We start from the raw sequence: 13,964 nt of genomic DNA, 5'->3' as shown, positions 1-13,964 counted from the left end.
AATTACGCATTGAACTTCAATTGTTCATAAAATTTGGAATAAGCAGAACCAAAAAGATGAAATTAAGCTTTTGTTTTTAAAATAAGTAATTCCATTTTGACAACTTTAATATTTTACACGTTTTTATGATTTCAACATAAGCGAAAAGGATAAAGACTTTTAACCCTCATCCTATTTGATTAATTTATTTTTTCCTGTTTTCAAGCACCAGCTGATCGTAAATCGCACCATTCACAAAATGAGTTTTTTGTGCTTTTGCCCAACCACCAAAAACCTGATCAATCGTAAATAGCTGTTGTTTAGGAAATTTAGATGCATATTTTGCCGCAGCCTGAGCATTTCGAGGACGGAAATTATATTTTGCTGCCAATTCCTGACCAACAGGTGAATATAAATAATTTAAATAACCTTTGGCTAAATTACGATTGCCATTTTTATCGACGGTTTTGTCTACAATTGCCACAGAAGGCTCAGCCAATATGGAGATTGATGGATAGACAATTTGATATTTAGCTTTATCAGGTCCTTGTGTTGCAAGTAATGCTTCATTCTCCCAAGACAACAACACGTCACCAATGCCACGTTCAGCAAACGTGGTTAATGATCCACGCGCACCAGAGTCTAAAACTTTAACATTCTTGTATAAGCCTCGAACTAACTCACGCGCCTTAGCATCATTGCCTCCTGGCTGTTTTAAAGCATACCCCCATGCAGATAAATAGATCCATCGAGGTGCACCGCCTGTTTTAGGATTTGGCGTGATAATCTCCACACCAGGTTTGACCAAATCATTCCAATCCTTAATATTTTTAGGATTTCCTTTACGGACTAAAAAAACGATGGTTGATGTATAAGGTGCAGAATTATTTGGAAACTCTTTTTGCCAACCTTTATCAATCAGGCCTGCATTGACGATTTCTTCAATATCATTTGCCAGTGCTAATGTAACGACATCTGCCTGTAATCCATCGACAACTGAACGTGCTTGCTTACCTGAGCCACCATGTGACTGTTTGAAATCAATGCTCTGCCCTGTACGCTTTTTCCAAAAATCTCCAAAGCTTTGATTATATTCTTGATAAAACTCACGCGTTGGATCATAAGAAACATTAAGCAAAGTATTTTCTGCCGCCACAGCATGAACACTGCCCAACAAGCCACTTACACCTGCGATACCCATTAAAGTAGCCAATATTATTTTTTTCATCATTCACTCATATTTATTTTGATTTGAGTAGCACTATATTTTTATTTTTTCTTATTCACAATCATCCAGTTATAACAATAAAAGAACTCGTCTTTCATTAATCAGATATCTATTTTTTGACTATTTTTATAAGTTTGAGAGCTATTCAAACAGGGTTAAAGCTCAAGGAGTGATTCGACCTTCATTTTATCTCCATATTTTTTCAGCAAAATACGGTAAATAAAACTTAAAGATAGTTTTGATTTCTTTAAATATCTTTAAGAATGATTATCATTTGTAAATTTGTGTGAACTATTTGTACTTTTCTTGCATTAATGGGTAGAATGGATACCATAAAGTATAAATTTTACAACAATACAAATTAGGGGATTGATTGGAAATGAAATTAAAAGTCTTTACAGCCGTTTGCCTAAGCGCATTATTCATGGTTGGTACACAAGGTACTCAAGCTGCAGCAATGAAAAAAACAGCGAAGTCTGTTGAAGTGCCTTTGAGCTTCGAAAAGCAACTATCACCGATTGAAAAAGCACTTTCTCAGCAAAAGCGTGATCGCTCTGCTAAAAAAAGCATCGATGAAAATGATCAAATTAAAGCGATGACCAATTTAAAGTCTGCGCCAACACAGAATTTTCTAGCTGATCAACATCAACGTTTTTCACGCTTTGTACAAGCTATTTTCCCTCAACAAAGCTCGTAATAAAGCGTAACGTTTAGAAAACTTTTCCCCCAAAAAGTTTTTTATCGGCCCTGTCCTTTATTGATGAATAAATCATAAAGTGACAGGGCTTTTTCGTTATAATAGTTCTAATTTATATTTTGAATAATTTTCGATTATGACAGTTCGTACTCGTATTGCACCTTCTCCTACCGGCTTTCCTCACGTAGGCACCGCTTATATCGCCTTGTTTAACCTATGTTTTGCTAAACAACATGGTGGTGAATTTATTCTTCGTATTGAAGATACTGATCAATTACGTTCAACACCTGAATCTGAAAAAATGATTTTAGATTCTCTTCGTTGGTTAGGTTTAAATTGGTCAGAAGGTCCAGATATCGGTGGTCCTCACGCGCCATACCGTCAATCTGAACGCATGGGGATCTATAAGCAATATGCAGTCGATCTTGTTGAACAAGGCGATGCTTTCTACTGTTTCGCAACCGCTGAAGAATTAGACCAAATGCGTGCTGAACAACAAGCACGTGGCGAATCACCACGCTACGATGGACGCGGTCTACTTTTATCTCAAGATGAAGTGAAATCACGTTTAGCTGCGGGTGAGCCACATGTGATTCGTATGAAAGTACCGACTGAAGGTATCTGCAAATTTGAAGATATGCTTCGTGGCGAAGTTGAAATTCCATGGGCTCAAGTCGACATGCAAATTCTTCTTAAAACCGATGGTTTGCCTACTTATCATTTGGCAAACGTGGTTGATGACCATTTAATGGAAATTACCCATGTAATCCGTGGTGAAGAATGGATTCCATCTGCGCCTAAACATCAATTGCTATACCAATACTTTGGTTGGGACATGCCTGTGCTTTGTCACATGCCTTTACTACGCAATCCAGATAAATCTAAGCTTTCTAAACGTAAAAATCCAACGTCTATTAACTACTACAAAGACATTGGTGTACTTCCTGAAGCGTTATTGAACTATTTAGGTCGTATGGGTTGGTCAATGCCCGATGAAAGTGAAAAATTCACTTTAGCTGAAATGATTGAAAACTTTGACATTAAACGTGTGTCTTTAGGCGGTCCAATTTTTGATGTTGAAAAATTGAATTGGCTCAATGGTCAATGGATCAAAGCATTAACACCGGGTCAGCTGTTAGATACATTATTAGCGTGGAAAGCTGACCGTCAAACATTAGAAGAGATTGCAGCTGCCATTCAACCTCGTATCAACTTACTCTCTGAAGCTGTGAATTGGGCTGGTTTCTATTTCAACCAATTCCCAACGATCAACAAAGAACAATTTGAAAGCAAAAAACTGACTGAAGAACAAGTTCGCCAAAGCCTTCAATTTGCAATTTGGCGTTTAGAAAGCCTGTTCACTTGGAACAATGACACTGTAAGCCAAACAATCATGGAATTGGCAACGCAAATGGAAATCAAACTTCGTGATTTCATGCCAACATTCTTTATTGCGATTGCAGGTTCAACATCATCAACGCCAGTGATGCAGTCAATGGTGACCATTGGTCCTGATTTAACTTTTGCACGTTTACGTCACGCCCTAGAAATCGTGGGTGGGCCGAGTAAAAAAGAAGCGAAAGTTTGGGAAAAACTCAATGAAAGCTTAAAACTGCCGAAAAATGATGCAGTTGATGAAGCTTAACTGAATTTAGTGTTGACGGATGAGCGCTATATCCCTAATATAGCGCTCACACCAGCTAAGCGAACAACTTAGTACTTCAATCCAAAAGATGGAAGTGGTGTTGCCTCGATATTGTCCCTATCGTCTAGAGGCCTAGGACATCGCCCTTTCACGGCGGTAACCGGGGTTCGAATCCCCGTAGGGACGCCAAATTCTAAAAAAGCCACTGACTTAATCAGTGGCTTTTTTTTATCTCTAAGTTTTAGATTTAGCTGCAATGTTATAGAATTGATCAAAAGAATTGTGGAGTAATCATGCAATACCAATGCCCTAAATGCCAAAGTCGTAAAATCATCCCACTTGCAAGTGCCAACAGCCCTGCTGCACGACCAAATGTACCAAAAAGCCTAATCGTACTTATTCCTACAGTTTTCATCTTATTGCTACTTATCGTCAGTAGTTTAGTAATGATGATCTTCGGAGATGGTGCAGGTCAAACACTACAAATTGCAACGGTTGTGGTTTTTGTCATTGGTATCGCGGCTGGTGCGATGTTCTGGCGCGATCTTCCAGATTTCAAAATATCTATGCAAGCATTCATGCAATCACAGAAAAAATGGAAATGCCGTGATTGCAATCACGAGTGGGAACACTAATTGAGTTTTTCATTTGAATAATTGAGCTCCTTACTAGGTCTCAATTATTCATTTTCAGGAATGCCTATTCGTGTTTATGCTGATGTGAATGTAGTTGCACCTCACCACTCAAAACATCCTGTTGATGGTGAGAATGCGCAATACATTCATCATCTTCTATCTGCAAGGTCATTTCTGTAATGCCATGCTCATGCGTTAGCATTTCTAAAGCATCTTTATAAAGTTCATTTCTATCTGCTTGTGGTGCAAAAAGATGTACGGTTAGATGTACATTTTTAGAAGTAATAGCCCATACTTTGAGTTGATGGATACTTTCAACACCTTTTAACTTTAATAAATCATTCCGCAAATTTTCTATATCAATTTCGTCTGGCACACCTTCCAATAGAATATTAATACTCTGCTTTAATAAAATCCAAGTTCGTGGAAGCACCCAAAATCCAATACATACCGCGATGAGAGTATCAACCCACACCCACCCAGTGAAATAGATAATTACAGCACCAATCATCACACCAAAAGAACCAAGCGCATCACTTAAAACCTCTAAATAAGCACCTTTAATGTTCAAACTGTCTTGAGAGCTTGAGAATAGAATTTTCATCGAAATCAAATTAATGACCAAACCAATCGTCGCCACAATCATCATCCCGCCACTTTGAATATCTGGTGGCTGACTGAATCGCTGATAAGCCTCGTAAAGAATATAAATTGCAACAACAAACAACATCAAAGCATTAAACAAAGCTGCCAGAATTTCAAAGCGCTGATAACCGAAGGTTCGTTTGCTGTCTGCAGGTAATTTACCCACCTTAATGGCAACCAAAGCAATTGCTAATGCAGCAGCATCTGTAAACATATGCGCAGCATCCGATAACAAAGCCAAGCTTTGCGTGATAAAACCAGCAATGACTTCAATCACTAAAAAAGTAGATGTAAGAATTAATGCAAAAGTCAGTTTTTTAGCATTACTTTCTGTCACAACCGCATGGCTATGATCATGACCGTGATGTGCGCTCATCGTTGACTCCATAACAATTTATATTTGCTCAAGCTTTATCTATGATTTTTTTGTTTTTTTAATGAACATTTTTAATCAATGACCAGTCGATTTGGCTTCACTCTTCCAAACAACAAAAACACGGAACAACCCATCAACTACATTAAAGATAGCGAAAGCTCAATGTAAATAATTTTTTCTCTAAATCAATTTAACCTCCATCATATTAGATCTTCAGTACACTCACCAATCTAAATGATTTGATATTTTTATCGCGCTACTTTCACTTATACGGCTCACTACATATATTAAATTAATGAGAAATCTCATATTTTGGCAACCAATAGAATTAATCATCTAAGGTATAAGTGACTGTTCCCATAATAAAAAATTACAAAACTGTCGTTAGTTTTTACGACCTTTTTGTTGTTTAAATACTCTGATTAGGTTAAAAATATGAGTGTAGTTATAAAAATAAACAACTAAAACCCAACCATGCACGGACTGCGAGGAGGTATAGATGATTTCAACTATTTCTAAGAGTATTCGAGATTATATTCATAATATTTTCTCTAATCACTTGAACAGTAGCTCAGAAACCATGTCTGAATTAATCAAAGCACATGATTATGAAGAACGCTTTAATCACTGCCTAAGTTCCCATGAAGCCACTTATTGCAATCAAGATGATGCACGTAATGCTGTTTGGTTTTACCTACGAGCAGCCTTGAGAGGTGATAAGGAAGCACAGTACAAAATGGGATTGAGCTATTTAAATGGTCAACTTGGACTAGATCGAAGTTATACGCATGCAGAAAAATGGCTAGATCAAGCAGCCAACCAAGGTCACAATGACGCCAAAAAGATTCTTGAAAAAGCTTTGAGTCATTTGGCTATTTCATAACAGATCAAAAACTTTTAAGACAAAAAAACCAGCCCTAAGGCTGGTTTTTTATATCAATCTCAGTGCAAATTAAACACCGATTTTGCGGTATTTTTGACGCTTAGCAACAAGATCATCGCCATCACGTTTTTGACGGTATGCTTCAAACTCGGCATAGTTACCTGTAAAGAATTCAGGTGTTTGACCTTCAAATGACAAGATGTGTGTTGCGATACGGTCTAGGAACCAACGGTCATGCGAAATCACCATTACCGTACCTGGGAATACAAGAATAGCATCCTCAAGTGCACGTAAAGTTTCGATATCCAAGTCGTTCGATGGCTCATCCAGTAAGATTACGTTTGCGCCCATTTGTAAGATTTTCGCAAGTTGTAAACGGTTACGCTCACCACCTGATAATTGACCTACGCGTTTTTGCTGATCTTGACCTTTAAAGTTAAAGCGACCGATATACGCACGTGATGCAATTTCGTACTCACCAATACGTAAGATATCTAAACCGCCAGAAACTTCTTCCCAAACAGTTTTATCATTATCTAATGTATCGCGAATCTGACCCACGTAAGCCACTTTAACCGACTCACCCAATACTACAGAACCAGTATCAGGTTGTTGTTCGCCAGTCATCATACGGAATAGTGTGGTTTTACCTGCGCCATTCTCACCGACAATACCCACAATCGCAGCAGGCGGTACAACGAATGATAAATCTTTATAAAGCGTACGGTCACCAAACGATTTACTGATGCCTTCAACTTCTACAACCTTGTTCCCTAAACGTGGACCAGGTGGAATATAGATTTCAGACGTTTCGTTACGTTGCTGGAATTCACGTGAGTTAAGCTCTTCAAAACGCTCCATACGCGCTTTGTTTTTCTTTTGCTGACCTTTTGCATTTGAACGAACCCATTCAAGTTCTTTTTTCAATGCTTTAGCAAAAGATTCTTCTTGCTTGTTCTCTTGCTCTAAACGGGCATTTTTCTGCTCTAACCAAGAAGAGTAGTTACCTTGGTATGGAATACCCATGCCACGGTCAAGCTCAAGAATCCATTCAGCAACGTTATCCAAGAAATAACGGTCATGCGTAATCGCAACAATCGTACCCGCGAAATCTTTCAAGAAACGCTCTAACCAAGATACAGATGATGCATCCAAATGGTTCGTCGGTTCATCTAGAAGTAACATGTCTGGTTTAGACAATAATAAACGACAAAGTGCTACACGACGGCGTTCACCACCTGAAAGCAAACTTACGTCCGCATCCCAAGCTGGAAGGTTCAATGCTGCAGCAGCTTGATCCATTTGGTTACCAAGGTTATGTGCATCCCAAGCATGAATAATCGCTTCCAACTTCTCTTGCTCTTTTGCAAGTGCATCAAAGTCTGCATCTTCAGCTGCATATTCAGCGAAAACTTCATCTAAACGCGCTAAAGCATCCAATGGCTCACGTAAACCATCTTCAACGTTACCACGAACATCTTTGGTTTCATCTAACGGTGGCTCTTGTTCTAAGTAGCCAATTTTGATGCCCGGCTGCGCACGTGCTTCACCCGAGAAATCTTTGTCTACGCCCGCCATAATACGAAGCAAAGTAGACTTACCTGCACCGTTTAAACCAAGTACACCAATTTTCGCACCTGGAAAGAATGATAAAGAGATGTCTTTTAAGATTTCGCGTTTAGGCGGAACCATTTTAGACACACGGTTCATCGTGTAAATATATTGGGCCACGTAGGACTCCTCAATAGAAAACCAATTTCGGGGATGAAGCGCCCCGGCTCAAATGAGCGAAAAAATAATCGGATATTATACGACGAATAGACCGAAAAAATAAGGCATCTTGGATAAGTTGATCACTTTGTTGTAAATATCTTTTCGATCAATAATTAATCGCCGTTTTAATTCCTTAAAAGCAGAATTAAACAACTCAAGCTTTGAATGAATATTAAATTTAAAGATAACCTTTTCAACTATTAAGCACTTTCTTTCATAAATATAAATGCTAATATCGATCAAAATTAACTCACCAAGATGAAATTAAAATGACATACAAGGATGAAACACTCGCCATTCATGCAGGCTACACACCTGAAGCCACCACCAAAGCCGTAGCTGTACCGATTTATCAAACCACTTCATACTCGTTTGATAGCACTCAACATGGTGCTGATCTATTTGATTTAAAAGTTCAAGGCAACATTTATACGCGTATTATGAACCCGACCACTGCGGTATTAGAACAGCGTGTTGCTGCACTTGAAGGTGGTATTGGCGCACTTGCATTAGCATCAGGTATGGCCGCGATTACTTATGCCATCCAAACCATTGCTGAAGCTGGCGATAATATTGCTTCAGTTTCTACCCTTTATGGTGGTACCTATAACTTGTTTGCGCACACCCTTCCCAAACAAGGGATTGAAGTTCGTTTTTTTGATTATCAAAACCCCGAAGCTTTACGTGGCTTAATTGATGAAAAAACCAAATTGGTGTTTGTCGAATCGATTGGTAATCCTTTAGGCAATATTATTGACCTTGAAGCCATTTCTAAAATCGCGCACGAATACGGTGTCCCTGTAATTGTAGATAACACCGTTGCAACGCCTGTACTGCAAAAATCATTCGATTTCGGTGCAGATATCATTATCCATTCACTGACCAAATATATTGGCGGTCATGGTAATTCCATCGGTGGGATTATCGTGGACAGTGGAAAATTTCCTTGGGGTAAACTCCCTGAACGCTTTAAGGCTTTAAACACACCAGACCCAAGCTATCACGGTGTGAATTATGTTGAAGCTTTAGGTGAAGCAGCCTATATCGCCCGTGCGCGTGTTGTACCTCTACGTAATACAGGCGCTGCCATTAGCCCACATAACGTATTTTTAATTCTACAAGGTTTGGAAACCTTAAGCCTACGTATGGAACGCCATACTGAAAATGCGCTCAAAGTGGCTGAATACCTAAAGTCACACCCAAAAGTAAAATGGGTCAACTACGCAGGTTTAAAGGACCATCCTCAGCATGCCTTGGCGCAAAAATATGTCAAAGGCAAACCTTCTGCGATCCTCTCTTTTGGCGTTCAAGATGGTCTTGCAGGCGGAACCCGCTTTATTGATGCACTTCAACTATTTACACGCTTGGTAAATATTGGTGATGCGAAAAGTCTGGCTTGTCATCCTGCCACAACCACGCATCGTCAATTAAATGAGCAAGAACTGAAAGCTGCTGGCGTGAGTATTGATATGGTACGTCTATCCGTTGGTATTGAACATGCAGATGATTTAATCGCAGACTTAGAGCAAGCATTGGCTCAAGTCTAAGATTTCAAAAGAAATAATCTCATTATTCAATCATGATCCTTTGCACAAAATGAACTTCTCATTTTGTGCATTTTTATTTATAGCTGCAAAATCATTTTTATATAATAAAAAATTAGAGTAATTACTCTAAAATAGTTTTCCAATTCATATACTTATTGATAACTTTTTAATTTCTAGGCTATCATCACATCATAGTCGGTCTCTTTATTTTTGCAAAACAAATTAGAGTTCAATACTAAAAATACAGCCGAAATTTCATTCGTATCGAGCAGGGAAAGGTCAATGAATAATAAATTAGAGCAACTTTTTAAACGTAAAGTCCACGGTAAAGTTATCCTGATCACAGGTGCATCTAGCGGTATTGGCCTAACTGCTGCTCACAAGCTTGCGGATGCTGGAGCACATGTTTTATTGGTTGCACGTACTGTAGATGCACTAATAGATGCTCAAAAAGAAATCGAAGCGAAAGGTGGGCAAGCCAGCATTTTCCCTTGCGATTTAAATGATATGAATGCTATTGATGATGTATCTAAACAAATCTTAGATTCTGTCGATCATATTGATATTTTAATCAACAATGCTGGACGCTCGATTCGACGTGCTGTGCATGAATCTACCGATCGCTTCCATGACTTTGAACGTACCATTCAACTCAATTACTTTGGCGCAGTTCGTTTAATTTTAAATATCTTGCCGCAGATGATGAGTCGCCGCCAAGGACAAATCATCAATATCAGCTCGATTGGTGTATTGGCTAATGCCACTCGCTTCTCTGCTTATGTCGCATCAAAAGCGGCCTTAGATGCATTCAGTCGTTGCCTGTCAGCAGAGGTCGACTCTCATAAGATTGCGATTACCTCAATCTATATGCCTTTGGTGCGCACGCCTATGATTGCACCGACCAAAATTTATAAATATGTGCCTGCATTATCCCCTGATCAGGCAGCAGATTTGATTGCTTATGCCATCGTAAAACGTCCGAAGAAAGTCGCGACTAACCTTGGTCGTTTAGCCTCGATTACTTATTCGATTGCACCTGATATCAACAATAAACTCATGGCAATTGGTTATAACCTCTTCCCAAGTTCATCAGCATCAGTTGGTCAAACTGAAAAACTGAACTTTGTGCAACGTGCCTATGCACGCTTATTCCCTGGCGAGCATTGGTAATTTTGATAATAAAAAATTTATTTTCTTAAAACTACGCATGATCAAAAAGACCCATCACTCACAGATGGGTCTTTTTTTAATTTTGGTTTAATAAAACTTTTTTATACTAAAAATAGCTTAGAAATCATGGATAACAGTGATGCTAAAAATTTTATTATTAAAACTATTCTTTGTAATGTGTGCACTATTGGTATGCATCAACATTTTTGAATTAATACCGCATCAAATTCTATCTTTTGATTTCTTCATACAACTGAGTTTATTGATTATTTGCATTGGATTCTTCATGGTATTAAAACTCCCTTCAAAGGCGAATGATAAACCACAAACATTAAGCCAAGATCAGATTCGCTCAAACAGCATCAATCACTCCTCCTCGCTACTGATGTGTAAGGTCGGCATGAGTGCTTTCGTGGTGACCTATTTTGTTCGGCTCTTTGTGCTTTGATCAATTTTAATTTTTTTAAATCATACTAATAAAAAATAAACCTCCAATCATGGAGGTTTATTTATACAGATTCTTAATTCGATAAAAACTTAGATAAAATCAACCTTGCCTGTGCGAACATCATAAATTGCACCAACAATACAGATTTCACCTTCATCGACCATCTGCTTAAGCACATCACTATTTTTCAAAATATAACGAATATTATTTTGAACATTCAATATAGTCACGGCATGCACAAAATTACTGGTGAGTTGATAACTTGGCTGTTCATTCTTCACTGTATGCGCAGCTTCCATAATTGGCTTTAAGAAGTATTGTACATTTGGAGTTTCAGTGACTTTAGTAATGTCTTGGTTTTGCTCATAGAGCTGACATGCCGAAGTCACAGCACCACAGTCTGTATGCCCCAAGACCACGATTAACTTTGAACCCTTGCTCTTACAAGCAAATTCAAGCGAGCCCAACACTTTCTGCCCAGCAATATTGCCTGCGATACGTAAACTAAATAAATCACCAATCCCTACATCAAAAATACGTTCTGTCGGTGCTCTCGAATCCATACAACCCAAAACAGCAGCAAAAGGATGCTGTCCGGCCTGAGAGGTCACTTGAATCTGACGTGCAATATTGTGATGTAAGCGCTCATGATTTACGAAGCGATGATTCCCTTCTTTTAGTAATTCCAAGACTTGTTTCGGCGTTAAATGGCGCTGAACTTCTTCAGTACTGACATTTACATCCAACTCATCTTCAACGATTTCTGGATAATGCGCTTTAAAGCCAATCAACTTCAGCTCAATGTGATTGCTTTGAGCTGTGCCATCTTTAAAGTCTTTAATCACATTATAAACATCAGGGTCGATGTAATAAGTGTTGGAAGCATCAATCACTGCAGTTTCACCCGATTTAAGTTTCTCCAATGCTGAAACCAATGCCGCACGGTTTAAAAACGATACGTTTGGAGCCAATTCAATTCGTGTAATCTTGCCATGTAAATGTGTTTCATGAATCACACGCACACCACGTTTTAAATTATTTTTCAGAATAATAATCAGGCTAACAACCAAACCGATCATGATCCCTTTCAACAAATCTGTCGCAATAATCGCAACCACAGTCACGATAAATGGCAGAAATTGTTTCCAACCTTCACTATAAAGACGCTTAAACAGCGCAGGACTCGCCAGCTTAATACCGGTCAAAATCAAAATCGCAGCCAAAGCTGAAAGTGGTACGACGTTGATTAATGGCGTGAGTAAAATCAGCGCGACCGCCAGCAACACACCATGAAAAATTGCAGAAAACTTGGTTTTAGAACCGCTGGTTGCATTGACTGAGCTTCGCACAATTACAGAAGTAATCGGCATTCCCCCAATTAAACCTGAAAAGGTATTTCCCACGCCTTGTGCAAAGAGTTCCCGATTCGGTGGAGAAGCGCGTTTCTGCGGGTCCATTTTGTCGGCAGCTTCCAAGTTAAGTAAGGTCTCAATAGAAGCAACGACGGCTAATGTAATCGCACCTGTGTAAATGATCGCGTTATTCCAAAAGCTAAAATCTGGAAAACTAAAAATCGTTTCATTGGCTGAAAAGACATTCGGTAGACGAATTAAATGTTCTTCACGAACAGCCAAACTAGAGTTGGTCTGTATAAAGATATAGTTTAAAACCCCTGCAAAAACTACAGCCACGAGTGCGGAAGGTAAAGGCGTTTTCTTTAGTGGTGTTTTATCCCAAGCTAAAATAATGATCACGCTCAATATACCGATAAGCGCCGCACCATAATCAAAATGTGGCATCAAAGCAGTCCAGCCACTTTGCCAGTGCATTTTGAATAGATCTATTTTAATGCCCATTAGGTAAGGAATTTGATTCAAAATCAAAATAATACCAATCGCAGCCAACAGACCTAAAATCACATTCGTCGGAATAAAGTTTGAAAATGAACCGAGTTTAAAAATACCAAACGCCACCTGAATGACGCCGGCTAAGACCAAGCACAACAAGAAAGCTTGATAGTTTCCACCAAGTTGACTGAGTAGCGACAATACAATTGCCGCTAAGCCTGCTGCTGGCCCTGATACACTGATATGAGATCCACTTAAAAATCCAACCACGATTCCACCGATCACACCTGCGATAACACCTGAAATCAAAGGTGCTCCGGAGGCACTTGCAATACCTAGACATAGCGGTAAAGCAACAAGGAATACGACTAGACCTGAGAGCAGATCATTAGAATGGAACCCTCTTTTGGGGATTGACTGGGACATTATTGTTCTTCTCAAAGTATATATAGTTGATTTTGCTTATAATTATTCTAAAAATATGAAAATAAAATTATGTGACGAAATTCACATTTTTAGAGTGGTTACTTTATTTTAAAGCCTCTTTTTTGGCAATATTATTGTCGGAATTATTTCTATTTTTTTAATAAATTGTTCGACAAATGAAGAAGATATTTTTTTGAAATAAATCATCGTTGAAAAAAACCTTTTAAAATTAAATGGTTTTTTCATGTAAGCACACTAATAGAACATTCACATGAATTTATATAAAAAATTACTTTTGTGTTATAAAACTACAAACTTTTCATCTTTAAATTGCTATGCGCACTCTCACTTTATTTCTACAGTATGCAGCGATCGCCTTTGCGGTTTTTATTTGTTATCAAATTGGTATGGCGCTGTATACGCAAGATTTTGTCGTTATGGATTTGGTTGCCGACGTTGGTACGCTTTTGATCTGTATCGATTTAGCGATCTTCTTATGGCATAGCCGTAGTACCAATGCTCAAAATTTGCAAGATTATGCCCACAAGCTTGAACAACCTGTACCGACTTTTGTCAAAGTTTCTCGTAAGCTTGGTCACTTTGGTATTTTGCTGATTATTACCAGTTGGATTGTTCCCATGATGAATTAATTTTGGCTATCAATT

The 13,964-nt window shown here is 38.5% G+C and carries 11 protein-coding genes and 1 tRNA gene; 8 read left to right on the top strand and 4 right to left on the bottom strand.

The features are described from left to right. Nucleotides 1-184: 184 nt before the first annotated feature. Nucleotides 185-1,207: a sulfate ABC transporter substrate-binding protein gene (locus AC5YDM_RS07350; RefSeq protein WP_496151457.1), complete on the bottom strand. Its 1,023-nt coding sequence runs from the start codon at nucleotides 1,205-1,207 to the stop codon at nucleotides 185-187. 379 nt (nucleotides 1,208-1,586) lie between these two features. On the opposite strand from AC5YDM_RS07350, the gene AC5YDM_RS07345 reads away from it, so the two are divergent. The 4 genes from AC5YDM_RS07345 (at nucleotide 1,587) to AC5YDM_RS07330 (ending at nucleotide 4,184) form a co-directional block, all read left to right on the top strand. Continuing rightward, the gene (locus AC5YDM_RS07345) at nucleotides 1,587-1,904 is read left to right on the top strand and encodes a DUF4179 domain-containing protein (RefSeq protein WP_496151456.1); all 318 of its coding nucleotides are present in this window, start codon (nucleotides 1,587-1,589) and stop codon (nucleotides 1,902-1,904) included. Between the two features lie 136 nt (nucleotides 1,905-2,040). Next, a complete protein-coding gene (gene gltX, locus AC5YDM_RS07340) occupies nucleotides 2,041-3,549 on the top strand; it encodes a glutamate--tRNA ligase (RefSeq protein ID WP_496151455.1) in 1,509 nt (502 codons plus the stop codon). Nucleotides 3,550-3,662: 113 nt separating this feature from the next. Then, a tRNA-Glu gene (locus AC5YDM_RS07335) sits at nucleotides 3,663-3,738 on the top strand. A gap of 104 nt (nucleotides 3,739-3,842) precedes the next feature. Continuing rightward, nucleotides 3,843-4,184, top strand: coding sequence for a zinc-ribbon domain-containing protein (locus AC5YDM_RS07330; protein WP_496151454.1), 342 nt, complete (start codon nucleotides 3,843-3,845; stop codon nucleotides 4,182-4,184). Between the two features lie 64 nt (nucleotides 4,185-4,248). Here the strand turns inward: AC5YDM_RS07330 and AC5YDM_RS07325 are convergent, their stop codons facing one another. Continuing rightward, the gene (locus AC5YDM_RS07325; RefSeq protein WP_496151453.1) at nucleotides 4,249-5,205 is read right to left on the bottom strand and encodes a cation diffusion facilitator family transporter; all 957 of its coding nucleotides are present in this window, start codon (nucleotides 5,203-5,205) and stop codon (nucleotides 4,249-4,251) included. Nucleotides 5,206-5,704: 499 nt separating this feature from the next. Between AC5YDM_RS07325 and AC5YDM_RS07320 the strand changes: the two genes are divergently transcribed. Then, entirely contained in the window at nucleotides 5,705-6,088 is a 384-nt protein-coding gene (locus AC5YDM_RS07320) for a tetratricopeptide repeat protein (RefSeq protein WP_496151452.1), read from the top strand. 69 nt (nucleotides 6,089-6,157) lie between these two features. Here the strand turns inward: AC5YDM_RS07320 and ettA are convergent, their stop codons facing one another. Continuing rightward, a complete protein-coding gene (gene ettA / locus AC5YDM_RS07315) occupies nucleotides 6,158-7,819 on the bottom strand; it encodes an energy-dependent translational throttle protein EttA (protein ID WP_496151451.1) in 1,662 nt (553 codons plus the stop codon). 311 nt (nucleotides 7,820-8,130) lie between these two features. Here ettA and AC5YDM_RS07310 point away from each other — a divergent pair, with 311 nt between their 5' ends. Both AC5YDM_RS07310 and AC5YDM_RS07305 read left to right on the top strand, forming a co-directional pair. After that, nucleotides 8,131-9,408, top strand: a complete 1,278-nt coding sequence (locus AC5YDM_RS07310) for an O-acetylhomoserine aminocarboxypropyltransferase/cysteine synthase family protein (RefSeq protein ID WP_496151450.1) — start codon at nucleotides 8,131-8,133, stop codon at nucleotides 9,406-9,408. A gap of 282 nt (nucleotides 9,409-9,690) precedes the next feature. Then, nucleotides 9,691-10,578 carry an SDR family NAD(P)-dependent oxidoreductase gene (locus AC5YDM_RS07305; RefSeq protein WP_496151449.1) on the top strand — a complete coding sequence of 296 codons (888 nt, stop codon included), beginning with the start codon at nucleotides 9,691-9,693 and terminating at the stop codon, nucleotides 10,576-10,578. Between the two features lie 537 nt (nucleotides 10,579-11,115). Here AC5YDM_RS07305 and AC5YDM_RS07300 read toward each other — a convergent pair. Next, entirely contained in the window at nucleotides 11,116-13,299 is a 2,184-nt protein-coding gene (locus AC5YDM_RS07300; RefSeq protein WP_496151448.1) for a SulP family inorganic anion transporter, read from the bottom strand. Between the two features lie 335 nt (nucleotides 13,300-13,634). On the opposite strand from AC5YDM_RS07300, the gene AC5YDM_RS07295 reads away from it, so the two are divergent. Then, nucleotides 13,635-13,949, top strand: coding sequence for a hypothetical protein (locus AC5YDM_RS07295; RefSeq protein WP_496151447.1), 315 nt, complete (start codon nucleotides 13,635-13,637; stop codon nucleotides 13,947-13,949). Nucleotides 13,950-13,964 lie beyond the last annotated feature (15 nt).

The organism is Acinetobacter sp. CY81 (assembly GCF_059515925.1).
The sequence above is the reverse complement of the archived record's forward strand: the minus strand, read 5'-3'. Positions and strand labels throughout refer to the sequence as shown.